General features: G+C 64.5%; 28 protein-coding genes. 12 read left to right on the top strand and 16 right to left on the bottom strand.

Features of this window, described 5'->3' with window-relative positions; all coding sequences use genetic code 11:
* Positions 1-19: 19 nt before the first annotated feature.
* From ASD15_RS02635 to ASD15_RS02615, 5 genes are read right to left on the bottom strand one after another with little or no spacing between them, the layout of a single operon-like run.
* Positions 20-2,398: a methyl-accepting chemotaxis protein gene (locus ASD15_RS02635; RefSeq protein WP_057153172.1), complete on the bottom strand. Its 2,379-nt coding sequence runs from the start codon at positions 2,396-2,398 to the stop codon at positions 20-22.
* Between the two features lie 26 nt (positions 2,399-2,424).
* Positions 2,425-2,979, bottom strand: coding sequence for a chemotaxis protein CheW (locus ASD15_RS02630; protein WP_057153171.1), 555 nt, complete (start codon positions 2,977-2,979; stop codon positions 2,425-2,427).
* A gap of 3 nt (positions 2,980-2,982) precedes the next feature.
* Positions 2,983-3,351 (bottom strand): response regulator transcription factor, encoded by a 369-nt coding sequence (locus ASD15_RS02625; protein ID WP_056393017.1) that lies wholly within the window; start codon positions 3,349-3,351, stop codon positions 2,983-2,985.
* A 17-nt stretch (positions 3,352-3,368) separates the two neighbouring features.
* A complete protein-coding gene (locus ASD15_RS02620; RefSeq protein WP_057153667.1) occupies positions 3,369-3,770 on the bottom strand; it encodes a PleD family two-component system response regulator in 402 nt (133 codons plus the stop codon).
* 32 nt (positions 3,771-3,802) lie between these two features.
* Positions 3,803-3,955: a rubredoxin gene (locus tag ASD15_RS02615; RefSeq protein ID WP_057153170.1), complete on the bottom strand. Its 153-nt coding sequence runs from the start codon at positions 3,953-3,955 to the stop codon at positions 3,803-3,805.
* A 95-nt stretch (positions 3,956-4,050) separates the two neighbouring features.
* Here ASD15_RS02615 and ASD15_RS02610 point away from each other — a divergent pair, with 95 nt between their 5' ends.
* The 4 genes from ASD15_RS02610 to ASD15_RS02595 all read left to right on the top strand — a co-directional run bounded on the left by ASD15_RS02610 (position 4,051) and on the right by ASD15_RS02595 (position 7,931).
* Complete coding sequence (locus ASD15_RS02610) at positions 4,051-4,905, top strand: hydroxymethylpyrimidine/phosphomethylpyrimidine kinase (RefSeq protein ID WP_057153169.1); 855 nt, start codon at positions 4,051-4,053, stop codon at positions 4,903-4,905.
* Positions 4,906-4,917: 12 nt separating this feature from the next.
* Positions 4,918-6,207 carry a glutamate-1-semialdehyde 2,1-aminomutase gene (gene hemL / locus ASD15_RS02605; RefSeq protein WP_057153168.1) on the top strand — a complete coding sequence of 430 codons (1,290 nt, stop codon included), beginning with the start codon at positions 4,918-4,920 and terminating at the stop codon, positions 6,205-6,207.
* 181 nt (positions 6,208-6,388) lie between these two features.
* Positions 6,389-7,399 carry a hypothetical protein gene (locus ASD15_RS02600; protein WP_157200792.1) on the top strand — a complete coding sequence of 337 codons (1,011 nt, stop codon included), beginning with the start codon at positions 6,389-6,391 and terminating at the stop codon, positions 7,397-7,399.
* A gap of 34 nt (positions 7,400-7,433) precedes the next feature.
* Entirely contained in the window at positions 7,434-7,931 is a 498-nt protein-coding gene (locus ASD15_RS02595; protein ID WP_057153166.1) for a hypothetical protein, read from the top strand.
* An 18-nt stretch (positions 7,932-7,949) separates the two neighbouring features.
* Here the strand turns inward: ASD15_RS02595 and corA are convergent, their stop codons facing one another.
* The 9 genes from corA to mpl form a co-directional block, all read right to left on the bottom strand.
* Positions 7,950-8,915: a magnesium/cobalt transporter CorA gene (gene corA / locus ASD15_RS02590; protein WP_056393003.1), complete on the bottom strand. Its 966-nt coding sequence runs from the start codon at positions 8,913-8,915 to the stop codon at positions 7,950-7,952.
* Between the two features lie 88 nt (positions 8,916-9,003).
* On the bottom strand, positions 9,004-9,399 hold the full coding sequence (locus tag ASD15_RS02585; protein ID WP_057153165.1) for a hypothetical protein: 396 nt from the start codon (positions 9,397-9,399) through the stop codon (positions 9,004-9,006).
* 25 nt (positions 9,400-9,424) lie between these two features.
* Positions 9,425-10,147: a monofunctional biosynthetic peptidoglycan transglycosylase gene (gene mtgA / locus ASD15_RS02580; protein ID WP_057153164.1), complete on the bottom strand. Its 723-nt coding sequence runs from the start codon at positions 10,145-10,147 to the stop codon at positions 9,425-9,427.
* Positions 10,144-10,962 carry a shikimate dehydrogenase gene (gene aroE / locus ASD15_RS02575; protein WP_057153163.1) on the bottom strand — a complete coding sequence of 273 codons (819 nt, stop codon included), beginning with the start codon at positions 10,960-10,962 and terminating at the stop codon, positions 10,144-10,146. Before aroE ends, mtgA begins: the two co-directional genes overlap by 4 nt.
* An 18-nt stretch (positions 10,963-10,980) precedes the next feature.
* Complete coding sequence (locus tag ASD15_RS02570) at positions 10,981-11,865, bottom strand: TonB family protein (RefSeq protein WP_057153162.1); 885 nt, start codon at positions 11,863-11,865, stop codon at positions 10,981-10,983.
* A 126-nt stretch (positions 11,866-11,991) separates the two neighbouring features.
* On the bottom strand, positions 11,992-14,058 hold the full coding sequence (locus tag ASD15_RS02565) for a ribonuclease catalytic domain-containing protein (RefSeq protein WP_057153161.1): 2,067 nt from the start codon (positions 14,056-14,058) through the stop codon (positions 11,992-11,994).
* Between the two features lie 2 nt (positions 14,059-14,060).
* Positions 14,061-14,666, bottom strand: coding sequence for a chorismate lyase (locus tag ASD15_RS02560; protein ID WP_057153160.1), 606 nt, complete (start codon positions 14,664-14,666; stop codon positions 14,061-14,063).
* A complete protein-coding gene (locus ASD15_RS02555) occupies positions 14,663-15,247 on the bottom strand; it encodes a YqiA/YcfP family alpha/beta fold hydrolase (RefSeq protein WP_057153159.1) in 585 nt (194 codons plus the stop codon). The genes ASD15_RS02560 and ASD15_RS02555 overlap by 4 nt, the downstream gene beginning before the upstream one ends.
* On the bottom strand, positions 15,244-16,635 hold the full coding sequence (gene mpl / locus ASD15_RS02550; protein WP_082551502.1) for a UDP-N-acetylmuramate:L-alanyl-gamma-D-glutamyl-meso-diaminopimelate ligase: 1,392 nt from the start codon (positions 16,633-16,635) through the stop codon (positions 15,244-15,246). Before mpl ends, ASD15_RS02555 begins: the two co-directional genes overlap by 4 nt.
* Before the next feature lie 96 nt (positions 16,636-16,731).
* Here mpl and ASD15_RS02545 point away from each other — a divergent pair, with 96 nt between their 5' ends.
* From ASD15_RS02545 to ASD15_RS02515, 7 genes are all read left to right on the top strand, one after another.
* Positions 16,732-17,358, top strand: a complete 627-nt coding sequence (locus tag ASD15_RS02545; protein WP_057153665.1) for a hypothetical protein — start codon at positions 16,732-16,734, stop codon at positions 17,356-17,358.
* A gap of 17 nt (positions 17,359-17,375) precedes the next feature.
* Positions 17,376-17,924: a TlpA disulfide reductase family protein gene (locus tag ASD15_RS02540; protein WP_057153157.1), complete on the top strand. Its 549-nt coding sequence runs from the start codon at positions 17,376-17,378 to the stop codon at positions 17,922-17,924.
* An 83-nt stretch (positions 17,925-18,007) separates the two neighbouring features.
* Positions 18,008-18,445: a type II 3-dehydroquinate dehydratase gene (gene aroQ / locus ASD15_RS02535; protein WP_057153156.1), complete on the top strand. Its 438-nt coding sequence runs from the start codon at positions 18,008-18,010 to the stop codon at positions 18,443-18,445.
* A 90-nt stretch (positions 18,446-18,535) separates the two neighbouring features.
* Positions 18,536-19,003, top strand: a complete 468-nt coding sequence (gene accB, locus ASD15_RS02530) for an acetyl-CoA carboxylase biotin carboxyl carrier protein (RefSeq protein WP_057153155.1) — start codon at positions 18,536-18,538, stop codon at positions 19,001-19,003.
* Positions 19,004-19,106: 103 nt separating this feature from the next.
* Positions 19,107-20,465, top strand: coding sequence for an acetyl-CoA carboxylase biotin carboxylase subunit (gene accC / locus ASD15_RS02525; RefSeq protein WP_057153154.1), 1,359 nt, complete (start codon positions 19,107-19,109; stop codon positions 20,463-20,465).
* On the top strand, positions 20,462-21,397 hold the full coding sequence (gene prmA / locus ASD15_RS02520) for a 50S ribosomal protein L11 methyltransferase (RefSeq protein WP_057153153.1): 936 nt from the start codon (positions 20,462-20,464) through the stop codon (positions 21,395-21,397). The genes accC and prmA overlap by 4 nt, the downstream gene beginning before the upstream one ends.
* Before the next feature lie 14 nt (positions 21,398-21,411).
* Positions 21,412-22,896 carry a DUF3426 domain-containing protein gene (locus ASD15_RS02515; protein WP_082551501.1) on the top strand — a complete coding sequence of 495 codons (1,485 nt, stop codon included), beginning with the start codon at positions 21,412-21,414 and terminating at the stop codon, positions 22,894-22,896.
* Between the two features lie 26 nt (positions 22,897-22,922).
* Here ASD15_RS02515 and ASD15_RS02510 read toward each other — a convergent pair whose 3' ends face one another.
* Positions 22,923-23,984 (bottom strand): RNA-guided endonuclease TnpB family protein, encoded by a 1,062-nt coding sequence (locus ASD15_RS02510; RefSeq protein WP_057153151.1) that lies wholly within the window; start codon positions 23,982-23,984, stop codon positions 22,923-22,925.
* A 119-nt stretch (positions 23,985-24,103) separates the two neighbouring features.
* Between ASD15_RS02510 and ASD15_RS02505 the strand changes: the two genes are divergently transcribed.
* Positions 24,104-25,045, top strand: a complete 942-nt coding sequence (locus ASD15_RS02505; protein WP_057153150.1) for a carbohydrate kinase family protein — start codon at positions 24,104-24,106, stop codon at positions 25,043-25,045.
* Positions 25,046-25,103: 58 nt separating this feature from the next.
* Here ASD15_RS02505 and ASD15_RS02500 read toward each other — a convergent pair whose 3' ends face one another.
* Positions 25,104-25,616 (bottom strand): YggT family protein, encoded by a 513-nt coding sequence (locus ASD15_RS02500; protein WP_057153149.1) that lies wholly within the window; start codon positions 25,614-25,616, stop codon positions 25,104-25,106.
* Positions 25,617-25,880: the final 264 nt, after the last annotated feature.

Here is a 25,880-nt window from a genome sequence, read left to right as displayed (position 1 = left end):
GCTGGGGCTTTCAAAATAATCAGGATGCCGAGATGCGGAAGCGCGAAACCGAGTTTTTCAGTTCCTGCGCCAGCATGGACAGCTTGTGAATCGACTGCGCGGTTTGCTGGGTGCCGTCCTGCGCCTGCTCGGTGACGGACAGGATATGCTGGATATTCTGCGCTACTCCGCTGGCCGATGTCGCCTGCATGCCGGTGGCGTAGGAAATGCCCTGGATTAGCTCGGCCAGGCGGTTGGACACCTGCGAGATGTCCGACAGCGCCGCGCCGGCCGCGTCGGACAGGCGCGCGCCCTCGACCACGCCCTGGGTGGACTTTTCCATTGCCGCCACCGCGTCGTGGGTGTCGGTCTGAATGGTGCGCACCAGCGCGCCGATCTGCTTGGCCGCATCGCCGGAGCGTTCGGCCAGGCGCTGCACCTCCTCGGCCACCACCGAGAAGCCGCGTCCAGCCTCGCCGGCCGACGCGGCCTGGATGGCGGCGTTCAGCGCCAGCACGTTGGTCTGCTCGGTAATGTCCGAAATCAGTTCGGTGATCTCGCCGATCTCCTGCGACGATTCGCCCAGGCGCTTGATGCGCTTGGAGGTTTCCTGGATCTGCTCGCGGATCTCGTGCATGCCCTTGATGGCGTTTTCCACCGCCGTCGAACCCTGGCGCGCCGCCGCCACCGACTGGCGCGCCACGTCGGCCGATTCGGAGGCCGATTTCGACACCTCGGTGATCTCGTTGGCCATCTTCACCACGGTGGCGCTGGCGTCCTGGATTTCGCGCGACTGCTGCTGCGACGCCAGCAGCAGGTCGCTGGAGATATTCTGCGCATGGCTGGAGGCGGAGGTGACCTGCTCGGCGGTGGTGGTGACGCGGCCGACCAGGCCGCGCAGCTCTTCCACCGTGTAGTTGACCGAGTCGGCGATGGCGCCGGTGATGTCCTCGGACACGGTGGCCTGCACCGTCAGGTCGCCGTCGGCCACTTCCTGCAGTTCGTTCATCAGGCGCAGAATCGCGGCCTGGTTCTGGTCGTTCATGGCCTTGGCTTCCTCCTCCTTGCGCTGCGCCTGCAGGCGCATGGCTTCCGCTTCCTGGCGGCGGCGGTCGGCGCCGCGGGTGCGGTTGTTGGAGTCCTGCAGCAGCACGCGGCCGATGGCGGCGGCGGCCAGCAGCGTGAGCAGGCCGGCGGCCACCATCAGCCAGAAGCTCAGCGTGAGCGAATCCTGCTGCGCGCGGTATTCCGTCAGTACGGCGCCCAGGCGTTCGCGCAATGCTTCGTTTTCGCTGAAGATCTGCTGTTCGGCCACCTTGGCGGCGGTGAATTTATCGAGCTTGTCGAGCACCGAGCCGACCAGCTGCTGGTAGGTTTCGAACGGGGTTTTCAGTTCGGTAAACAAGGTGCGCAGCTCGGCGTCGCGGGTGGCCGGCAGGGCCAGCGCCTCGCTGCCGTTGAGGAAGCCGTCCACCGTGTTGCGGAACACGGTGATGTCGCGCCCCAGCTGGAAGGCGGTTTCCGCGCTGATGCCGCCGGCGGTGATGAATTCGCTGACGCTGCGGTTCATGCGCTGGGTCAGCATGGTGAGCTTGCCGAGGGCGGCCATCTCGCGCGCCGTGCCGCCGCGCAGCAGCTTGAGCGCGGCAATCGCTTCGGTCTGCTCCAGCAGGTCCGGCGACAGGCGGTCCAGCTGCTTGAGGGTTTTCTCCAGTCCGGTCAGCTCCGGTTTCAGGCGCAGGATGGTGTCGGCCGAGCGCTCGGAGGTGTCCCACACCTTGCGCGCGGCCGCCACGGCGCTGGCCATGGCGGCGTTCGGCGAGCCCACGTTGCGGCCCTGGTAGGCGCCGCCGGCCTGCATCAGCTTGAAGTCCTGGTTCAGTTCCTTGCGGCTGTCCTCCAGCTGGCGGAACGCTTCCGGATTGCCCTGCACCGCGTTGGGCGCGGCCTTGCCGACGCGCTGCGAGTGCATCAGCGCATCGGCGGCGATCTGGGTCTGGGCCGAGGTGATGCTGCTGTTGCGGATGTTGAGGCCGACCGCGCCCACGCTGAGCAGGATGCAGGCGGCCAGCGCGGTCGACAGGATGTTGAGCTGGCGCTGTGCGGGCAGGTGGCCGATCAGCGGCAGCTTGATACCGGGGGCGGTGTCCGCCGCGCTGCCGCTGCCACGGCGGCGCAGCGCGTCGCGCAGGCGCAGCGGTGCGCTGGCCTCGCCGCTGTCGGCGTCGGACGATGCTGCCGGGACGTCTACGTGGGCCGGCGGCGCTGCGGCCGCAGCCGAGGCGGCAAGCGATGCAGCAGCAGACGGCGCCGCAGCGGCCCCGCTTCCGGCGCCATAGCTGGCGAATTCCGAATCAGGGGCCGCTTCCTGGAGCGCGTCCTGCTTGGAGCGTGCGAACAAATTCTTGATGAATCCCATTACACCGTCCCTCATTTGCAAAAGTATTACAGACCGACGTGCAGGAACCTTTCTTCCTGCACCAGCAGGGCCAGGTCCAGCCGCGACCACAGCTGTCCTTCCTGGTCCAGGAACTGCTGCACGCACCAGGATGGAACGTCGTCCGCCAGCGGCGCCGGCGTCATGTCGTCGAGCTTGCGCAGGCCCAGCACCCGCGCGCTGAGCAGCGCGCAGTTGAAGCCCAGGCCGGGCGCGAATGTGATGATGCGGCTGTCCGCCGCGGGAGGGGTGGCAGCGTAATCGAGATAACGCGCGAAATCGATGATGCCGGTGAGCTGGCCGCGCACATTGGCCAGGCCCAGGTACCAGTCCTGCGCCAGCGGCACCGGGCTGACCGGCTGCCACGGCACGATCTCGCCGATCTGGGTCAGGTCCAGCAGGCAGCGGCTGGCGCCGAACTGCACGCCCAGCTCGCGCCCGGCGGCGCTGCCGCCGCTTTGCGCGTCATGCATGCGCTCGAGCAGCTGCGCCTGGTAACGGCGCAGCCGGCTGCGGCGCTCGGCGCCGGAGGGGGTGGGCAGTCCAGTCTCGGCGCTGCTCATCGCTTAGCCGCCAAGGGCGGCGATCTTGGCCAGCAGTTCGGCCGCGTCAACCGGCTTGACCAGGTAATCCTTGGCGCCCTGGCGCAAGCCCCAGATGCGGTCGGTTTCCTGGTTTTTGCTGGAACAGATAATCACCGGCACGTCCTGCAGGTCAGGATCGCGCGCGATGGAGCGCGTGACCTGGAAGCCGTTCGCGCCGGGCATCACCACGTCCATCAAGATGAGCTGGGGCTTGTCGGCCTTGATTTTCACCAGCGCCTCTTCGCCGTTTTCGGCGGTGGAAACGGAAAAGCCGTTCTTGACCAGGATGTCGGTCAGGTAGTAGCGCTCGGTCGGCGAATCGTCGACGATCAGTATTCTTTGTATGGCCATAATGCCCTCGCTGTTCTTCAGACCCCCGCCGCGCCTGCGGTATGCTCGCGCACGGCCGCCAGCAGGCTGTCTTTGGTAAATGGTTTGGTCAGGTAGGCGGCCGAGCCGACCATGGTGCCGCGCGCGCGGTCGAACAGGCCATCCTTGGAGGACAGCATCAGGACCGGCGTGGCATGGAATTTGGCGCTCTTCTTGATCAGGGCGCAGGTCTGGTAGCCATCCAGGCGCGGCATCAGGATGTCGCAGAAGATGAGAGCCGGGTGGTGGTCGTTGATCTTGGCCAGGGCCTCGAAGCCGTCTTCGGCCAGCACCACCTGGTAGCCGGCCTGGCTGAGGAATATCTCGGCCGACCGGCGAATGGTGCTGCTATCGTCGATCACCATGATCTTCAAACCTGTCGCTTGCGGCGTAGTCGTCATATTCATTCACCGGGATGTACCGACACGATAGCTTAAATCGCCACCATTTCAAAATCGTCCTTGCGGGCGCCGCATTCCGGGCAGGTCCAGTTGATCGGCACATCGGCCCAGCGCGTGCCCGGTGCGATACCTTCTTCCGGCAGGCCGGCTTCCTCGTCGTAGATCCAGCCGCAGATCAGGCACATCCAGGTTTGGTATGCCTGCGTTGTATCATTGCTACTCACGTTGTGTCACCTTCTATCAAGTAAAATGCCGAATCAGGTATCTTAATCTACCAGCCGTGCAAAACCAAACTTCTCCCCTTATCCTGACATTCGGCGCCGTCGATCCGGTAGGCGCCGCCGGCGTGACCGCCGACCTGGCCGTGTTTTCCGCCCTGGCCTGCCAGGGCCTGGCCGTGACCACCGCGTTGCTGATCGGCGACAGCGCCCGCATCGAGGACTTGCAGGAGACCGATCCGGACTGGGTCTCCGACCAGGCCCGCGTGCTGCTCGAGGACGCGCAAGTGTCGGCCTTCAAGATCGGCGCGCTGCAGAACATGGAGCACGCCTCGGCCATTGCCGAAATCGTATCGGACTATCCGGACGCGCCGCTGGTGCTGGATCCGTTCAGTTCGCGCCTGCCCGATGCGGGCGAGGACGCCGACGAATTGCTCACCATCGTGCGCCAGCTGCTGGTGCCGCAGGCGTCGGTGCTGATGCTGTCGCAGGTGGAACTGGGCCGCCTGGCCGAGACCTGGCGCGAGATGGATGGCAATGCGGACGGCAGCCCGGACGGCAACGGCGAGCCCTCGCTGGAAGACGATGTGCGCTACCTGATTGAACTGGGCTGCGAATTCGTGCTGGTCACCGGCACTCCGGCCGGCGCCGGCCATGGCGACGCGGTGCGCGCCAACACGCTGTACGGCGCCGACGGCATCGTGCGGCACGACGCCTGGCAGCACTTGCCCGGCCCCTTCCTCGGCGCGGGCGGCACGCTGTCGGCCGCCATCGCCGCCTATCTGGCGTGCGGCGCGGACACGCCGACCGCCGTCGCACTGGCACAGGACTATACCCAGGGCGCGCTGGCCCATGCGCAACGCTACGGCATGGGCAAGCTGGTGCCCAACCGGACCTTCCGGTCCACTCCAACTTAGCAAAGAGACATCATGACGACTGAATCGAAGAACGACACGCTGTTCGCGCGCGCCCAGAAAACCACACCCGGCGGCGTCAATTCACCGGTGCGCGCTTTCCGCTCGGTGGGCGGCACGCCGCGTTTCATCACCCGCGCCGAAGGCCCCTACTTCTGGGATGCGGACGGCAAGCGTTATATAGATTACATCGGCTCCTGGGGCCCGGCCATCGTCGGCCATGCGCATCCGGACGTGGTGAAGGCAGTGCAGGAAGCGGCCACGCGCGGCCTGTCCTTCGGCGCGCCGACCGAAGCTGAAATCGAGATGGCGGAAGAGATCTGCCGCCTGGTGCCGTCGATCGAGCAGGTGCGCCTGGTGTCGTCCGGCACCGAAGCGACCATGAGCGCGCTGCGCCTGGCGCGCGGCGCCACCGGCCGCGACAAGATTATCAAGTTCGAAGGCTGCTATCACGGCCATGCCGATTCCTTATTGGTGAAAGCCGGCAGCGGTTTGCTGACTTTCGGCAATCCAACGTCGGCCGGCGTACCGGAAGATTTCGTCAAGCACACCCTGGTGCTGGACTATAACAATGTGGAACAGATTACCGAGGCATTCGCCAATTTCGGTTCCGACATCGCCTGCGTTATTGTGGAGCCGGTGGCGGGCAATATGAATCTGATTAAAGGTACGCCGGCATTCCTGCAAGCCTTGCGCGATTTGTGCACCAAGCACGGCGCGATACTGATATTCGACGAAGTGATGTGCGGTTTCCGCGTAGGCCTGGGCGGCGCGCAGGAACTGTATGGCATTAAACCGGACCTGACCGCGCTGGGCAAAGTAATCGGCGGCGGTTTGCCGGTGGCGGCGTTCGGCGGCAGCGCGGAACTGATGGGCAAAATGGCGCCATTGGGCGCGGTTTATCAGGCCGGCACCTTGTCGGGTAATCCGGTGGCGGTGGCTGCCGGCATGACCACGCTGAAGATTATCCAGCAGCCTGGTTTCTACGACAAACTGGCCGCCTCGGCGAAACGCCTGGCGGCCGGATTAACCGCAGCAGCCAAAGAAGCCGGCGTGACTTTCTGCGCCGATGCCGAAGGCGGCATGTTCGGTTTGTATTTCAGCGAGGTACCGCCCAATAACTACGCTGAAATGATGGCCGGCGACCGCGCCAAATTCAATACCTTCTTCCACGCCATGCTGGACCAGGGCGTCTATTTCGCCCCGGCGGCGTTCGAAGCGGGATTCGTCTCCGCCCAGCACGACGATGCGGTGATCGACGAAACCATCGCGGCAGCGCGGAGAGTATTTGCGTCGCTGAAGTAATCCGGCGCCGCGAAAAGCCGCCGCAATGCCCTGCCCGGGCTGCGGCGGCTTTTTTTCGTCCATTTCATGCCAGTTTCTGGCTTGAACACGCCAGAATCGGGCAGGTTAAGCCCTTCCGGCAGGCGGCGGACAAAGCTTGGCTGAGGTATAGTACTTAGTAAAATCACCCAACGAGACAAGCATGGCTCTACTGCCGCAACGGAAATACTGGTTCGCCCTCATTCTGCTGGCGATGACGGCCAGCTATTACATCGCGTTCCGATTGCGCGTGGTGCCGGAATGGACATTGCTGTTCGACTTTACCGTAACACTGCCGCTGATTTACTGGTGGCTGTACCGCCCGGGATTAAAGAAAATGCTGATGCGCTGGCTGTCGCTGGCGATGCTGGCCATCTTTATCGGTCGCTATATTATTCCCGAGCAAAGCAAGGCGATATTCCACGCACTGGAGGACTACCGGTATATTTCGCTGGCATTGGGCGCAATCGCGGAAATCGCCGTCGGCGCCTTCCTGATTTATAAGCTGACCGGCATGCTGAGGCTCTCCCGCAATGCCGACGAGGCATTAAAACAATCCATAGCGGGGTTGCTGGGGCAGAATACCTATGCCGCGCTTGCGCTGTTCGAGGCGCGGATCTGGTATTACGCGCTATTCATGCGCAAAGGCGCGTCGCTGGAATTCAGCGGCGGGCGGCGTTTCGGCTATGCACGCAACGGCGGCAATGCGTCGAATCAGCTCGGCTTCATTATTGCCATCCTGTTCGAGCTGCCGCTGATGCATATGCTGCTGCATTTCATCTGGTCGCCCACGGCGGCTATCGTGGCAAGCGCATTGAGCGCGTGGGCATTGCTGTATATGGTTGCCGACTACCGCGCGACTTTATATCGGCCGGTATCGCTGGCAAATGACGCGATTTTAATCCGCTGCGGCGTGCTGGCAGCCGACGCCGCGATTCCCTATTCCATGGTGCAGGCGGTCCACGCGGCCAGCGGCACGGTGCGGCGGCGCGCCGGCGTGCGCCGCTATATCCAGTTGGGCGCGCCGAACGTGCTGATCGAATTGAAGCCCGGCAGCAGCCTGCCCGACCTGTTCGGCCGCCAGCAGAGCCTGGAAAAGGTTTACCTGAGCCTGGATGACCCGGCTGAATTCATCCAGGAAGTATGGAAAAAGGTTTTCGTGACCGTTGGATAGAATTCAACAATGTTAAAAAAGGCATACTGCTGCAATGAAACTTATTGCAGAAAAACGTTCCAGTAATGACAAGTATGATGTACTCCGCTTTGTGCGCAACAACGGCAGCGCCACGGATGCGCTGATGCCACGCCAGGGCATCCTGCCGCATGACCTGATCCATTACGTGGTGGAATCCGCGCTGCCGCTGCGCCATGGTTTCCTGAGCCAGGTGGCGCTGGGCGCGGACGCGCAGCTGCTCGAGCAGGCTGGGCACGGCGCAGGCAACCCGGCGGCGCACCAGCAGGCGGCGCAGGTGGAAGCCATCGTCGAAGGCCTGCAAACCCAGCTCTGGTGCGGCAGTTTCAATCTGGACGCCTTCCTGGCAGCGGCCAACAGCGCCTGCGCGGCGCGCGGCCACCGGCCGTTCGACCTGAGCGGCATCGATGTGCACGCCACGCTGTACCAGCGCGCCCAGGCGCTGCACGCGCAATGGCAGGAAATTCCTTTCAATCACGCCCTGTCGCTCGATTTCAGCCCGCGCGTGGTATAGCCTGCGGGCCGCACGGCGTTATTTCAGCCAGCCGCGGTGGCGGAAGTAGAGGAAGGGGGCGATGGCGCTGGTGATCATCAGGCCCCAGGCCCACGGATAGCCCAGCGCCCATTTCAGCTCGGGGATATTGTCGAAGTTCATGCCGTAGACGCTGGCGATCAGCGTCGGCGGCAGGAAAGCCACGCTGGCCACCGAGAAGATCTTGATGATCTTGTTCTGGTTAATGTTGATGAAGCCGACGGTGGCGTCCATCAGGAAGTTGATCTTGTCGAACAGGAAAGAGGTGTGGCCGTCCAGCGATTCGATGTCGCGCAGAATCTGGCGCGCTTCCTCGAACTGCTCGGAATTGAGCAGGCGGCCGCGCATCAGGAAGCTGACCGCGCGCCGCGTGTCCATCATGTTGCGGCGGATACGGCCGTTCAAGTCTTCCTCGTGGGCGATGGCGCTCAGCGCGTCGGCCGCGTCCTTGTCGGTGAATTCTTCCTGCAGCACGCGGCCCGACACTTCCTCCAGGTTCTGGTAGATGCCTTCCAGCGCATCGGCCGAGTACTCGGCGTCGGTGGCGTACAGGTCCAGCAGCACGTCCATGTAGTCGGCGATGGAGCCGGGGCGCGAACGGGCGCGCATGCGCACCAGGCGGAACACCGGCAGGTCGTCCGTATGGACGGAGAACAGCATTTTCTTGGCCAGGATGAAGGCCACGGTGACGATGCGCGAGGGGCCGTCGTCTTCTTCCAGCAGGAAGTCGGTGCGCAGGTGCAGGTCGCCGTTTTCCGCCTCGTAATAGCGGGCCGAGGCTTCAATGTCTTTGACTTCGTCTTCGCCCGGCAGCGTTACGCCGTAAATGGCTTTGACCCAGGCACGCTCGTCGTCGTTCGGGTCGGTCAGGTCGACCCAGACGGGTTCGAGCTTTTCCAGGTCTTCACGGGATTCGATGGGAACCTGGTTGAGACGGCCATTTTGTAAGACGAAGACATTGATCATAGGCACTCTCAGCCAGCGGTGGGAACGAAACAGCGCAAGTGTACCCGCAAGCCCTTTTTTCGGCCACCTTTGCTTGCTGTTTTTTGCCTCAGCGGGTGGCGTTTTCTATCATTTTCGCGCGCAGGTCCTGCGGCGCGGCGGCGGCCGGGTCCGGCTTGGGCGCCTTGGGCGCTTCTATGCCCTTTGTTTCATGCACGATAACGTTTTTGGCGGTGGCGTTGGCGGCGCCGCATTCGGTGTCGGAAAACACGGTTTTGCCGTCGATGACGCAACGGCGCAGCTGGTTGGCGGGGGAGGGAGCCACGGCAGCGGCGGCAGCCGTCCCCTGTCCGGCCGCCGGCTTGCCGGCCAGCTTGGCGAGCCCCTCGGCAAACAGGTTGCGCTCGTAGCGCATGGAGAAGATGGCCGCCATCGCCAGCGCCGCCACGCCCGCCATCAGCACCGCCACTAGAACCAGACTGATACCGCGCTGCCGATGAAGCATGAAGCCCCCGAAATAGAATGATGCCCTATGGTAACTCAGCCGAGCCCATCCGTCTCAAGATCACGCCGGTGCGGCGCGCCAGGTAATTCGAGTCGCGGTGTTTGTCGTAAAAACGCGGATTGGGCAGCATCACGGCCAGCTTGGCGGCCTGGGCCGCGCCCAGCTTGGATGCGCTGATGCCGTAGTAATGCTTGGCGGCCGCTTCCGCGCCGAAGATGCCTTTGCCGAACTCCACCACGTTCAGGTAGATCTCGAAGATGCGCTCCTTGTCCATCAGCGCTTCCAGCATGTAGGTAATGATCAGCTCCTGGCCCTTGCGCAGATAGCTGCGCGAGCCGGACAGGAACAGGTTCTTGGCCAACTGCTGCGTGATGGTGGAGCCGCCCGACACCACTTTCTTCTTCTTGTTGTTCTTTTCGTAGGCCTTTTGCAGCGCTTCCCAATCCACGCCTTCATGATCGGAGAAATTGGCGTCTTCGGAGGCGATAATCGCCCGCTTCAGGTTGCCCGAAATGCGGGCGTACGGCACCCACTGCTGCTGGATGTTGGCCTTGGGGTTGACCTCCTGCAGCGCGGCGCGCTGGGCGCGCATGAAGGCGGTGGTGGTGGGGTTATGCCCCACCCACCACCAGATCTGCAGCAGGAAATACAGCTGCACCACCACGAACAGCAGCACCGGGGCAATGAAGAGCCACTTCACCCACCACCACTTGCCGCGCTTTGCAGCAGGGTTGCGCACTTTTGTCATAATTTTGCACGCAGTTGTGCCAGTAATTCCGTGGTTTGCGGGCGCACGCCGCGCCAGGCCAGGAACGCCTCGGCGGCCTGCTCGACCAGCATGCCCAGGCCGTCGCGCACGATCGCGCCGCGATCGGCCGCGAACTGCATGAACACCGTCGGCTCTTTGCCGTACATCATGTCCAGCGCCAGGGTGCCGGGGCCGAATATCTCCGGCGGCACCGGCGGCAGGTCGGCGCTCAGGCTGGCCGAGGTGGCGTTGATGACGATGTCGTACTGGCCGCGCGGCGCGTCGAAGCCGCAGGCCGACAGTGCCGCGCCGCCGGACAGCGCGGCGAACTGTTCGACCAAGGCCTCGGCCGTGGCGACGGTGCGGTTGGCAATGGTGAGCTGGGCCGGGTGGTGTTCCAGCAGCGGCAGCACCACGCCGCGCGCGGCGCCGCCGGCGCCCAGCAGCAGCACCCGCTTGCCGGTGATGGGCACGCCGGCGTTGGACACGATGTCGTTCACCAGGCCGGCGCCGTCGGTATTGTCGCCGATGGTGCCGTCGTCGGTGAACAGCAAGGTGTTGACGGCGCCCGCCGCCTGCGCGCGCATGGTCAACGCGCCGCACAGCTTGTGGGCCTCGAGCTTGAAGGGCACGGTGACGTTGGCGCCCTTGCCGCCTTCGGCGACGAAGGCGCGCACGGCGGCCGGGAAGCCGTCCAGCGGCGCCAGCCGCTTTTCATAGCTCAGCTGCTGGCCCGTTTGCTGCGCATAGGCGGCGTGGATGTCGGGCGATTTGCTGTGGCCGATGGGGTTGCCGAAGACGCAATACTTATCCATTGAAGCGATCCATGTTTTCTAGTTTGTTCCGCTCAGGTCGGACTCCAGTTTTTCTTCACGGGTGAATTTGAAGCGGGTGATGATGACCCACAGGTCGTCGCGCTCGCTGGACAGCATGTTCGGCGGGAATTTGCCGAACGGCGCGGAGCGGCGCACGATGCGCAGCGCAGCCTCGTCCAGCGCGTCGTTGCCGGAGCTTTTCTCGACGCGCACGCCGCCTTCCTTTTCGTAGATGGTGCCGTCCTGGAAGATGGGGATGTAGACCACCAGTTCGCCGTACAGCTTGCGGCCATTCTTCTGCGGGAAGTTCAGCGTGCCGATCTCTTCCACCTTGCGCTGCAGGCGCTGGTAGTACATGGCGTAGCCCACTTCGCGCGTGCTGGGGGTGATGAAGGTTTTCTTGGGGCGCTTGTTCTGGTCGTCGATGGTCTGGGTAATCTCGGCGGCCATGCGGGCGATCGCTTTGCTGCTTTCCAGCAGGTCGGCGCCGCTGGGCATGGGGTCGGGCTTGACCTTTTCCGTCACCGGGGCGGCGGTCAGCGGGTTCGGCCTGGCGGCCTGGGTCAGCAGCTTGCGCTGGGTTTCCTCCAGCTCGGCGATGCGGCGCTTGGTGGCTTTCACGCTTTCGCCGGTTTCGTTCTTGCGCATGTCCGGCAGCGGCGACTTGGCGCGGCCGGCGTCGGCCTTGCCGCCGCCGTCCAGGTTGGCTTGCGCGAGCGCGTCGGCCTTCAGCGGCGCCTTGTCGTGCTTGGCGTTCACCAGGATCACTTCCAGGCCGGGGTCGGTGGGCTCGATCTTGAAGTTTTTCGGCGCCACAAAGGTCACGGCCAGCAATACGCCGTGCGCCAGCAGGGAAACGCCAGTTGCGAAATACAGGAAGCGGTTTTCTTGTAAAGACTTCACGCAGGGACCGTCGGCAACATCAAAGATGGGACATTCTACGACAAGCGGAGGCTGGCGGGGACCCGGGCTTGGCATAGTCGGGCCACGGCGCGCACGCCTGACCCGGCCTGCCCGCCCGGACCTGGCCTATGGCGCCTCGGGGGCCGGCTCGGTAACGGCGGTTTCGCTGGCGAGCTCGGCCACCTCGGCTTGCTCGTCGGTGGGCGCGGCGGCGGCGGCCAGTTCCTGCTCATGCTCGGCCGGGGTTTCCTCTTCCTCTTCGTAATCCAGCTCGGCATCGGCGGCGGCCGGGGCGGTGACGATTTCCAGCAGGCGCGCTTCGATGCTCAGGTCGACCTCGTCCCAGCGCAGGATGTCCAGCTTGACCTGGGCGCCGCGCGCGGCGGGCGGCATGCCGGCCAGGCGGATGATGAGCGGGATGTCGGACAGGCGCAACACCTCGTCCTTGAGCACCACCGCCTCAACGTGGCGCTGCTCCTGCTGGCCCAGCCAGCGCAGGCACCAGTAGCGTTCCATATTGCTCTGGTGATCGTTGTAGGCCGAGTAGGCGGCGTCGAACTGCGAAACGATGGCAAACAGATTGGCGTCCTTGTGCTTGAACGGCGCCACGAACGGCGCGGCCACGCCCTTCTCGGCCACGGCCAGGATCTGCCACTGGTTCACCAGGTCGGTGTAGCGGCGCAGCGGCGAGGTGCTCCACGCGTACTGGTCCACCCCCAGGCCCTGGTGCGGCGCGGCGTGCGTGAGCATGCGCACCTGCATCTTGGCGGCCCAGCCGCCCACGCCCTGGCCCTGGCTGCGGTAGATGCCGGGCACGCCATGGTCGTGCATCAGCTTGCCCCAGGTGCTGTTGGCGAAGATCATCAGTTCGGCGACGATCTTGTCGAGCGGCGCGCCGCGCTTGCGCCGGGTCACCGTCACCACGTCGTCCTCGACGTAGAAGTTGTAGTCGACCCGGTTGTTCTGCTCCGGCTTCAGGCCGAAGCCTTCGCGCTTGACCATGCGGCCCGCTTCCAGCTGCAGCGCCCATTTCCACAGCAGGCCCAGCTCGGCCTTGCGCGGGTACTCGCCCTCGCCGCTGGCCAAGGTCTCTTCGTTGACCAGGTCGTCCAGCGTGTTGTGGCGCAAATTGTTGGCGATGGGCACCAGCTCGGCGCGCGTCTCGGTACCGACCACGCTCCAGTCGGCCGGGTCTAGCGTGGCGTACAGCGACAGCGCCGGGCAGGTCTTGCCTTCGGCCAGGGTAAACGCGTCGACGATGGCGTCCGGCAGCATGGTGATCTTGTCGCCGGGCATATACACGGTGGACATGCGCGCGCGCGCCATCTTGTCGACCGCGTCGTCCGGGCGGATGCCCAGGCCGGGCGCGGCGATGTGGATGCCGACCTTGACCTTGCCGTCCGCCAGGTGCGTGACGGAGAAGGCGTCGTCGATCTCGGTGGTGGTGACGTCGTCAATCGAGAACGCTTCCACGGCAGCCAGCGGCAGGTTGGCCGGCGCGCTGGGCACCGGCACGTCCGGGAAGCCGGCGCCTTTCGGGAAGTTCTCGAACAGGAACTTGGACATGTGCAAGTCCTTCGGCGAGGCAATGCCGCCGGCGGCCAGCATCAGGCGCTGCGGGCTCTGGTGCGTGTCATTGCAGGCCGCTTCCAGCGCCTTGTATTCGATGGTGTTCTTGTCCGGCTTGAACAGCAGCTGCCAGACGATGGGCTTCATGCTGTCGGGCAGTTTGTTGGCTTTCAGCTCTTCCACGTACTGGGCCTGGATCACGGCCTGCTGCTTTTTCTTTTCGATGCCGGCCAGCGCGGCGCGCAGCGACTGCTCGGGCGCCTTCTTGTAGCGGCCGCGGCCCTTCTTGTAGAAATAGATGGGCGCGTTGTGCAGGCCCAGGATCAGGCCGGCCGCCTCGTGCGGCAGCGGCGCGTGGCCGAAGTACTCGGCGCCCAGCTCGGCAAAGCCGAACTCTTCTTCGCCGGCCACTTCCCACAGGAATTCCAGGTCGATCTCGGCGGCGACCGCCTTGGCCTGCTCCAGCAGCTCGGCCGGGGCCGGCTTTTCGTACTGCAGCAGCACGTCCTTGGCTTTGACCTTGTTGCGCTTGCCGCTGGCCATTTCCACCTGGTAGGCCTCGCCCGCGTGGGACATGACGGAGCCGACCTTGAAGTCGCCGGATTCTTCGAAAAATACGTTCATTATTATGTTCTGTTCTCTAAAGTCGAGTTGACTGCGGATGGGACCAGGTCCAGCACTTGGGGCATGAACACTTCGGTCACCAGCAGCAATCCATTGTGGCGCTGATACAGGCAGCGCCGTGCATACAATATCTGTTCGTCCTGCAAGCCCGTCGCCGCCTGCCCCACAGCGGCCCGGGCGCGCCGGGCCAGCGGGTGGCTGGCGCGCAGGCGCGCGAACTCCAGCTCGCCGCGCCGCACCTGCGGGTCGCCGAACAGCGTGGAGCCGAGCGAGCGTTCGCCCAGCGCGCTGAACAGCGGCCAGTCGCCGGCGTCGGCCGAGGTCGGCACGACCGTGTGCCCGAACACCACGGGCGTATTATCACACCGCAGCAGCACCTCGCGTTCAATCACCCGGCTGGGCCGGTGCAGGCCGATGGCGGCCGCCTCGTCGGCCAGGCAGAGCGCCGGGCTCTGGTGCAGTTTCTGCACGCGGAAGGCGCGGCTGTGCGCTTTCAATTTGTTCGTCAGCGAACCGCCGCCGGTGAGCCAGTGGCGCACGGCTTCCGGCGCGTTGACGGCGATCACATGGCTGTGCCAGTTCGCAAGACGCAGCGAACGGCCCTTCACCGCGGGCCGCCGGCGCCGATGCCGCAGAACGCCAGCACCTCATCTATATAGTCGGCGAATTCGCTGATGCCGTGGTCGCTGCCCTGGATCACATGCTGGCGCGCGCCTTGATAGTGCGCCACCATGTCGCGGTAGTCCAGCACTTCGTCGCCGGTGGCGGCAATCAGGAAGTAGCGCCCGGGCTGGCTGATCCGCGCCACATCCAGCGCGCGCAGTTCGTCTATATATTCAGGCTTGAACTCGAACGGCGCGTCGGAATGGTACTGGGTGGTGACGCCGACGTGCTTCTGCAGGTCCTGGCGCGGCACGATGGCCGGGTTGAGCAGCACGGCGCGGCAGCCGAGGCGCTCGGCCAGCCAGGTGGCGTAGTAGCCGCCCAGCGAGGAGCCGACCACCGCCAGTTCCCCGGCTGGCACGCCATCCACCAGAGACAGCGCCAGTTCCATGGCCAGCCTGGGCGAGGCCGGCAACTGCGGGCACAGGTAGTCGGCGCTGCGGCCCAGCCCGGCCATGCGCTCGCCCATCAGCCGCGCCTTCATCGATTGCGGCGAGGAGCGGAATCCGTGCAGATACAAAATCATCGGGTCAGCGCCTCCAGCAGCTTCTGGTGCACGCCGCCGAAGCCGCCGTTGCTCATGACCACCACGTGGTCGCCCGGCCGCGCGTGCCCGACGATGGCTTGCACCATGGCGTCGAGGTCGTCGTAGGCGCTGGCCACCTCGCCCATGGGCGCGAGCGCGGCGCCCAGGCTCCAGCCGAGCGACTGTTCGCTGCCGAAGCCGAACACCAGGTCGGCCTCGGCCAGGCTGCCGGGCAAGGCGTCTTTCATGGCGCCCAGCTTCATGGTGTTGGAGCGCGGCTCGAGCACGGCCAGGATGCGTCCGGCGGCGGCCCCGGCCTTGAGCTTCTGGCGCAGGCCGCCCACGGTGGTGGCGATGGCGGTAGGATGGTGGGCGAAGTCGTCGTAGACGGTGACGTCCTTGACCACGCCGCGCACTTCCATGCGCCGCTTGACGCTCTCGAATTTGGCCAGCGACTCGGCCGCCTGCGCGATCGGCACGCCGACGTGGCGCGCGGCGGCAATGGCGGCCAGCGCGTTGCTGCGGTTATGGCGGCCGGTCAGCTGCCACTGCACCTTGCCGGCGACGGCGCCGTTGAAGATGACGTCGAAGCTGCCGTCGTCGTGCTCTTTCAATTTCCAGTTGGCGTCGTCGACGCCACCGAAGCTTTCCTTCTCGCTCCAGCAGCCGCGCTTGAGCACGCGGCCCAGCGCCGCCTCGTCGGCGTTGGCGATGACGCGGCCGATGCCGGGCACGGTGCGCACCAGGTGGTGGAATTGGGTTTCGATGGCGCCCAGATCGGGGAAGATGTCGGCGTGATCGTATTCCAGGTTGTTCAGCACGGCGGTCTTGGCGTGGTAGTGCACGAACTTGCTGCGCTTGTCGAAGAAGGCGGTGTCGTATTCGTCCGCTTCGATGACGAAGAAGTCCGAGTCCACGGCCTTGCCGCCGGCAGTGCCGCTCAGGCGCGCCGAGATGCCGAAGTTCATCGGCACGCCGCCAATCAGGAAGCCGGGCGCGTAGCCGGCGTCTTCCAGGATCCAGGCCAGCATGGCCGAGGTGGTGGTCTTGCCGTGCGTGCCGGCCACGGCCAGCACCCATTTGTTGCGCAGGATGTGCTCGCCCATCCACTGCGGGCCGGACACGTAGGGCAAGCTGCGGTTGAGGATTTCCTCCACCAGCGGATTGCCGCGCGAGACAACGTTGCCTATTACATACAGATCGGGGTTGAGCGCCACCTGTTCCGGGCCGAAGCCCTGTATCAGCTCGATGCCCTGGGCTTCGAGCTGGGTGCTCATCGGCGGGTAGACGTTGGCGTCGCAGCCGGTGACGCGGTGGCCCGCCTCTTTGGCCAGCACGGCCAGGCCGCCCATGAAGGTGCCGCAAATACCTAGTATATGAATATGCATGTTGAGGGTGCTTATGAAACAAGGGTCGGACAAACTGTCAGGACGGTGATTTTACCTGACGCGTGGCTTCTTCCGGTTCAGAGTATGATCTCGGACATGACGCCTCCCCCAAACGATGACATTCAACTGCTGCGCGCACAGGTGGCGGCGGCCGCGGCGCGGCTGATTGCCGCCGACGGCGCCGACTACGCCACCGCCAAGCGCAAAGCCGCGCGCCAGGTGCTGGGCGAACAGCACAACGGCAGCGCCAGCGTATTGCCGGACAACAGCCAGATCGAAGAAGAGGTGCGGCTGTACCACGCGCTGTTCAACGCGGACACGCAGCCGGCGCGCCTGTTCCGGCTGCGCACCGCCGCGCTGCAGGTGATGGAAGCGCTGGAGCAGTACAATCCCTTCCTCACCGGCGCCGTGCTGAACGGCACGGCAGGGCCGCACGACGATATCCACCTGCAGCTGTTTGCCGACAGCGCCAAGGAGGTGGAGATCTTCCTGCTGAATAAGAACGTCAACATCGACATCTCGGAAACGCCGCACTTCAAGGGGCCGCGCTACGAACCGGTCGAGACGGTGAGCTTCCTGTGGCACAAGGAGGGCGTGCACGCGGCACTGTATGAACTGGACGATATGCGCGGCGCGCTGAAAGCGCGCAGCGACGGCAGGCCGATCCGTGCCGACATCGCGGGCGTACGGGCCTTGCTACTATCTGACAGCCACGATATTTAATACAACTCAGAAATATAATGTTTAAGAAGAACTATCTTGTATACGCGGCGATTGCTATCGCCTGCGGCGCGGCCGGCGTGTGGGCCAATATGAAGACCACAGCCCCCGCCGCCAAACCCGCTGCAGCGGCGGGCACGGCGGCAGCGGCGCCGGTGGCGGCGCTGTACCAGCAAAAGCTCAAGGACGGCAAAGGCGTGGAGCAGGCGCTGGCGCAGTGGCAGGGCAAGCCGCTGGTGGTGAACTTCTGGGCCACCTGGTGCGCGCCCTGCGTGGAAGAAATGCCGGAATTGTCGGCGCTGCAGGGCGAACAGGCCGTCAAGGGCTTGCAAATCATTGGCATCGGCATCGATAGCCCCGCCAACATCGCCGAATTCGCCGAAAAACACAAAATCGCCTATCCTGTGTACGTGGGCGGCATGAGCGGCACGGACTTGTCGCGCCAGCTGGGCAACGCCCACGGCGGCTTGCCGTTCACCGTACTCATCAGCGCCGATGGCCAGGTCAAAAAGACCTATCTGGGCCGCCTGAAGTTCGATGAATTGCGTGCGGATCTTGCAAGCATGTAATAATTTCGGCAATATATTTTCACTTGCCAAGGGTCGCTGTTGGCGGCAAAATGCGAAACTTTCGCGGAAAACGGTCTGAACACATGGCAAAAAACCTCCTGCTACTGAATGGCCCCAACCTGAATTTGCTGGGGACGCGCGAGCCTGAGGTTTACGGCAGTGATACCCTGGCCGATGTGGAACGGGCCGCGCAAGCGCAGGCGCAAGCCGCCGGCGCCCAGCTGTCTTGTTTCCAGAGCAACCACGAAGGGGCGCTGATCGACCGTATCCATGCCGCGCGCGGCGAAGGCGTGGACATGATCGTCATCAACCCGGGCGGCCTGACGCACACCAGCGTGGCCCTGCGCGATGCGCTGGCCGGGGTGGCGATTCCGTTCGTGGAAGTCCATATTTCGAACATTTACCGGCGTGAGGAATTCCGCCACCATTCTTTTCTCAGCGCGGTCGCGCAAGGAACGATCTGCGGCCTGGGCATAGACGGGTATCGCTTAGCCATCGACTTTGCTCTTAAAAAACGTTAATCTACGCGATCTGCGCGCATTTATCGCGGCGCCGCCCCACAATGGCGCGCTGCCCACAATCACATAACAAAGATACACAGGGAGTCTCAGATGGATCTACGCAAGCTCAAGACGTTGATTGACTTGGTCGCTGAATCGGATATTGCCGAGCTCGAAGTGACGGAAGGCGAGAGCAAAGTACGCATCGTCAAGTCGTCCGCCATGCCGCAAAACCAGGTTGTGATGATGCAACCGCAAGGCATGCAGCCGCAGTACCAGCAGCACGCCGCGCCTGTGGCGGCCGCACCAGTCGCCAGCGTCCCGGCTGCCCCCGCTGAGCCGACCGGCCACGTGGTCAAGTCGCCGATGGTGGGCACCTTCTACCGCTCCTCGGCGCCGGGCGCCGCCGCCTTCGTCGAAGTGGGCCAGTCCATCAAGGAAGGCGACACCCTGTGCATCATCGAAGCGATGAAGCTGCTTAACGAAATCGACGCGGACGTGTCCGGCGTTGTGACCCAGGTCCTGGTGGAAAACGGCCAACCGGTCGAGTTCGGCCAACCCCTGTTTGTGATCGGCTAAATCGGGCGCGCGGCCCGTGGATGCTTCCGCCGGCCGCCCCGATCTGGTTCCGCACTCTCTCTACACCCTGGAGCAGCCGCTCCCCACAAACACAGAACCTGCCATGTTTGAAAAAATCCTCATTGCCAACCGCGGCGAAATCGCGCTGCGCATCCAGCGCGCCTGCCGAGAAATGGGCATCAAGACGGTGGTGGTCCACTCCGAAGCCGACAAGGACGCCAAGTACGTGAAGCTGGCCGACGAGTCGGTCTGCATCGGTCCGGCCGCCTCCACCCTGAGCTATCTGAACATGCCGGCCATCATCAGCGCGGCTGAAGTGACCGACGCCGAAGCGATCCACCCGGGCTACGGCTTCCTGTCGGAGAACGCCAACTTCGCCGAGCGCGTGGAGAAATCCGGCTTCGTGTTCATCGGCCCGCGCGCCGAATCGATCCGCATCATGGGCGACAAGGTGTCGGCCAAGCAGGCCATGATCAAGGCCGGCGTGCCATGCGTGCCCGGTTCGGAAGGCGCGCTGCCGGAAGACCCGAAAGCCATCGTGCAGATCGCCCGCAAGGTGGGCTACCCGGTCATCATCAAGGCAGCTGGCGGCGGCGGCGGTCGCGGCATGCGCGTGGTGCACACCGAGGCGGCGCTGATCAACGCAGTGGCCATGACCAAGGCGGAAGCCGGCGCTGCGTTCGGCAATCCGGAAGTGTATATGGAGAAGTACCTGGAAAATCCGCGCCATGTGGAGATCCAGATCCTGGCCGACGAGCACAAGAACGCCGTGTGGCTGGGCGAGCGCGACTGCTCGATGCAGCGCCGCCACCAGAAAGTGATTGAAGAAGCGCCAGCGCCTGGCATCCCGCGCAAGCTGATCGAGAAGATCGGCGACCGCTGCGCAGAAGCCTGCCGCAAGATCGGCTACCGCGGCGCGGGCACCTTCGAGTTCCTGTACGAGAACGGCGAGTTCTACTTCATCGAGATGAACACCCGCGTGCAGGTAGAGCATCCGGTAACCGAAATGATCACCGGCATCGACATCGTGCAGGAGCAGATCCGCATCGCCGCCGGCGAGAAGCTGCGCTTCCGCCAGCGCGACGTGATGCTGGCCGGCCACGCCATCGAGTGCCGCATCAACGCCGAAGACCCGTTCAAGTTCACCCCGTCGCCGGGCCGCATCACCTCCTGGCACGCGCCGGGCGGTCCGGGCGTGCGCGTCGACTCGCATTCGTACGCCGGCTATTACGTTCCGCCGCACTACGATTCGATGATCGGCAAGGTCATCACCTACGGCGCCACCCGCGAGCAGGCTATCCGCCGCATGCAGATCGCGCTGTCGGAAATGGTGGTCGAGGGCATCCTGACCAACATCCCGCTGCACCGCGAACTGATGGTGGACGCGCGCTTCATCGAAGGCGGCACCAACATCCATTATCTGGAACAGAAACTGGCAGCGATGCCCAAGGCGGACAAATGAACTACGTAGAAATCGTCATCGAGGTCGCGCGCGACCACGCCGAGGCGCTGTCGGACGCGTTGATGGAAGCGGGCGCGCTGTCGGTCTCGGTGGAAGATGCCGATGAGGGCACCGACGCCGAGAAGCCGTTGTTCGGCGAGCCGGGCATGGAGCCGGAAGAAGCGGCGTGGGACCATTCCCGCGTCGTGGCGCTGACCGGTGAGGACGCCGACCAGGCGGCCATCGTGGCCGACGCGGCCGCCGCCATCAGCCTGGCCGAAGTGCCGAAGTACACGCTGCGCGGTGTGGAGGAGCAGGATTGGGTGCGTCTGACGCAGTCGCAGTTCGATCCCATCCACATCGGCAAGAACATCTGGGTGGTGCCGAGCTGGCACGAGGCGCCGGATCCGGACGCCCTGATCCTGGAACTGGACCCGGGCCTGGCCTTCGGCACCGGTTCGCATCCGACCACCCGCCTGTGCATGGAGTGGCTGGAAGCGCATCCGGCGCCGGGCAAGACGGTGCTGGACTACGGCTGCGGCTCGGGCATCCTGGCCATGGTGGCCAAGAAGCTGGGCGCGGGCGCGGTGGCCGGCGTGGACATCGATCCGCAGGCGATCGAGTCGGCGCGCGACAATGCGCAGCGCAACCAGGTCGGTGAGATCGAATACTTCCTGCCGGACAGCTTCGCGGCGTCGGCGCATGCGAATGCACGCTTCGACACCGTGGTGGCCAACATCCTGTCGAGCCCACTGAAGCTGATGGCGCCGATGCTGTCGGGCCGCGTGGCCGAAGGCGGCTCGCTGATCCTGTCCGGCGTGCTGGCGCGCCAGGCGGAGGAAGTGGCAGCCGCGTACGCGCCGTTCATCAAGCTGGGCGTGTGGGCGGAGCTGGACGGCTGGGTTGCGCTGCACGGCGTGCTTGGCAGCGATACTGCACCGCAAGCCCGCTAAGCTCACGCTAGCCGATGGCGCTCGCCACCAAATGCCCCCACTGCAACACGATATTTCGGGTCGCCCACGACCAGCTGAAATTACGTGGGGGCATAGTGCGCTGCGGCGCCTGCCATGAAGTTTTCGACGGCAACGCCGCGCTGGTGGAAGCGGCGCTCAAGCAGCCCGTCATCATCGACATGCCAGCGGCGCCCACTCCGGCGCCCACCTCCTCTCCCGAACTTGAAGCCCTGATCACCACGCTCGACGCGCGCGCCGCCGAGGCGGAGGATGACGCTGCGCCGGAGCTGGAGCCGGAATTCTCGCCTGAGCCTGAGCCTGAGCTTATTACGCCTGAGCCGGAGTTTGTGCCCGAAGCCACGCTGGAACCCGAGCCCGAGCCCGAGCCCGAGCCCGAACCCGAGCCCGAGCCTGCTCCCAGCGCCCCGCCCGCGCAGCCCGACGACGAGGCAATCGAACTGGACCTGGACGTCGATATTGACGTCGATGTCGACGACGAGCCGCAAGCGACCTCCCCTGCCCTGCCCGCGCCGGTCGACGACGAGCCGCACGGCCGCCGCGAGCCCACGCTGGACCTGCCCCCTGACGAACACCTGACCGCCGTGGCGCTGCACGACAGTTTCGAGCTGGACGCCTACCCGGCCCGCAGCGATGCGCCGGAGGACGACGATGAGGACATCGTCACGCTATCCGGTGCCGCTCCCCCGTCCGCAGATGCCGATGCCGCCACGGAGCAGCTCCCAGGCACGGAGTCGGATGCCCAAGCGGATACCGAATCGGATATTGAAGCGGGACTCCAGCCAGGCGCCGAAGCGCTCCCGCTCGCCGAAGACAACACCGCACGCGCCAGCAGCGGCCCAGCCACACCCATCTCGGCCGGCTTGGCCAGCGCAGGTGCTGCAGCCAGCGCCGGCGCCGGCGCTGCGGACGACGACGAACCCGGCTTCGTGAAGCGTGGCCGCCGCCGCCAGCAGGTCGGCAAGGCCTCCCGCGTGGCCATGGCGCTTGGCATACCGCTGCTGCTGGCCGCGCTGGCCGCGCAGGTGCTGGGCACCTTCCGCAACCCGCTGGCCGCCGCCGTGCCTGCGCTGAAGCCGATGCTGGTGTCGGCCTGCGCGCTGGTTGGCTGCACCGTGGACCTGCCGGCGCAGATCGACGCGCTGAGCATCGAACAAGGCGAGCTGCAGACGCTGGCCGACAATGTATTCAGCTTCACCACCACCCTGCGCAACGGCGCGCGCAGCGCCCAGGCCTGGCCGCACATCGAGCTGATACTGAACGACGACGCCGGCAAGCCCGTGCTGCGGCGCGTGTTCTCGCCGCGCGACTACCTGGCCAACGCCGGCAACGCAGGCAACACTGGCAAGCCAGCCCTCCCGGCCAACCCGGCTGATATCGCCAAAGGTTTCGCCCCGCGCTCCGAGCAATCAGTTAAGCTGTATTTCGAGTTGGCCCAGATCAAGGCATCGGGCTATCACATCGCAGTTTTCTACCCATAAGACACTATCTTGACGTCCTCTCGGCCCTAAAGGAGGGAGATTCCTGCAGACAGCGTCGCACGTCCGCGACGGAGAATGTTTAACGCAGCATTGAGGTCTCGATCATGTTCAGCACCGCAATCCCCGCACCGCCATTCTCTTACTCCAAGGTCTGCGATACCTTTCGGTCCCCGCCTTGGCGCGAGGGTCTGGAATGGCTTTTCACAAGTCGAACAGATATGGGTGGTCAAACGTTCGTCCACTTCCTCGAACCAGGCGCCATGCTTAACAGCCTTGTACGCCAGTTGATTGCGAAAGGACGACCAGCCTGCATCAAGAACCGACTTCGCCATGCTGGTTCTGGCGAGGGCGGCGGCATGGACATTGCCAACCACGATGTAGTCGCAAGCGCGCACCATGCGGGTGGAAAGCTTGTGCAGAAAATCGCGCCGGCGGTTGGCAATCCTGGCATGGATGGCCTTGACCCGCCGCGTTTTGCGCGCGCGCTGCGCCACCGCCAGCGCCGCCTCAGCCTCGCGGTATATCTGCGGCGCGGCGATTTTTTCGCCATCGGACAGCGTAGCCAGATCCATCAAGCCAAGGTCGATGCCGACGCCGCGTACCGGCATCCGGGCAGGCGGCTCCGCTACGTCGAGCACGATGTTCAGAAACCAATTGCCAAGCAGGTCGCGCGAAAAATTGGTGCCATCGAGGATCTTCCCTTCGGGCAACGGCCTCGAGTAAAATACGCGAAAGGTATTGCCTGCAAAACGGAAGGCATTACCCTCCCGCTTCAGTTCGCGCCCTTTGAGCGGCACCCAGCCCAACGACTTCCGGCCACGGTAGCGCAGATAGGGGCGGCGAGACTGGCTGCGCGATTTTGCATACTGCTGGCACACGTCGTTCACCGTTCCCGAATGCAGCTTCAGTTCCTTGCTGCAGCCGGTGGTCAGCCTAATCAGATCAAAACCGCTATGCCAGGGCCGGTTAAAGCGCAACGCATCCTTCTGCCTGTCGTTGCAGTAGTTCCACACGAAGTTGACTGCCCGCGCCTGCTGGTTCAGCAAGCCGGTCAAGGACTTCACACGATAACGGTAGACCAGATTCATATTGGTTTGACCTGCGGAGCCGAATTTGGTTCCGTACTCATCATGCGAGTTCGATGGCTTCGCCGTCGGCTCCTTTCACTCCCCGTCCTGAAGGACGGGGTTTCACGGAGAAAAATCAGATGAACCAGACTTCCCTGATCTGCGGATCGCTCGCCATCGACTTCATCATGCAGCATGAGGGCCGCTTCGCCGACAGCCTGCTGGCCGACCAGCTGCACAAGGTGAACGTGTCCTTCCTGGTGCCGACCATGCGCACCGAATTCGGCGGCTGCTCCGGCAACATCGCCTACAACCTGAAACTGCTGGGCGGCGACGGCCGCATCGTCGGCGTGATGGGCCAGGACAGCGGCCCCTACCTGGCGCGCCTGCAGAAGCTGGGCATCTCGACGGCCAACATCCTGGTCAAGGGCGACGCGTACACGGCGCAGTGCTTCGTCACCGCCGACAGCGAGAACAACCAGATCAACGCCTTCCACCCGGGTGCGATGTCGTTCGCGCACGAGAACCCGGTGGCCAACGCCGGCGCGGCGCGCGTGGCCATCATTTCGCCGGACGGCCACCTGGGCATGCTCAAGCACGCCGACGACCTGGCCGCGCTGGGCATTCCCTTCATGTTCGACCCGGGCCAGCAGATGCCGATGTTCAACGGCGAGCAGCTGATCGCCTTCATCGACAAGGCCACCTATGTGACCTGCAACGATTACGAGATCGAGCTGCTGATGTCGAAGACCGGCCTGACCCTGCAAGACATCGCATCCCGCCTGGAGGCGCTGATCGTCACGCGCGGAGAGCAGGGTTCGGAAATCTACACCGGCGGCCAGCGCATCGTCATCCCGGCCGTGACGGCCGAAGCGGTGCTGGACCCGACCGGCTGCGGCGACGCTTACCGCGCCGGCCTGCTGTACGGCATCACGCACGACCTGAACTGGGAAACCACCGGCCGCCTGGCCAGCCTGCTGGGCGCGATCAAGATCGCCCACAAGGGCGCGCAGAACCACGTGCTGACGAAGCAGCAGATTGCCGACCGCTTCGAAGCGGCCTTCGGCTACCGTTACGAGTGAAATTGACGCGCCGGCGGCGCAATGAAGAAGGGGACGCCGCGGCGTCCCCTTTTTTTGTCTAGCGGCCGAACAGCATGCCTAGCACCAGCTGCGCGATCTGCAGCAGGATCAGGGCCACCAGCAGCGACAGGTCCAGGTTACCCACCAGCGGCACCACCTTGCGCAGAGGACGCAGCAGCGGCTCGTTGAGGGCCCGGATGAAGGGCGCCAGCGGCGCGTGCGGGTTGACCCAGCTGAAGATCGCCTCAATCACCAGCATGGCCATGAAGCCGTACAGTATCCATTGCAGGAAGCGGTGCAGCGCGGCCAGCAGCACGGTCTGCCACGGCGCGCCGACGAAGAACAGCACCGAGGTGGCCAGGAAAACGATCAGGAAGGCGCCGATCAGGCTGGCCCAATCGAAGCCGCCCACCCCCGGCACCACGCGGCGCAGCGGGCGCACCAGCCAGTCCGACAGCTGGAAGGTGAACTGGGCCACCGACGACGGCGGACGCACGCGGATGGCTTGCATCCAGAAGCGCAACAACAGGACAGCGCCAAGCAAACCGGCGATGGTGTCCACTATCAGCATGACGATACTAAGCACGGGCTCCCTCCATAAAAAAACCGCTGTGTGATTGTCTCACACAGCGGCCTCGCCTCATAAGGCTAGCGACGACTCAGCTCAGGATGGACGAGTGCTGGTCGGGAACGGCCATGCGGCCGCCGGGGTTGGCACGGTCTTGGCGGCTGGCGCGGCAGCAGGAGCGGCGGCAGCAGCAGGTGCTGCAGGCTTGGCGGCTTCCTTCTTAGGCGCAGCGGCTTTCGGCGCGGCCGGCTTTTTCGCTGCCGGTTT

The sequence above is a fragment of the Massilia sp. Root351 genome, from assembly GCF_001425045.1.
GTDB lineage: Bacteria > Pseudomonadota > Gammaproteobacteria > Burkholderiales > Burkholderiaceae_D > Rugamonas.
This window is presented reverse-complemented; position numbering and strand designations above follow the sequence as displayed.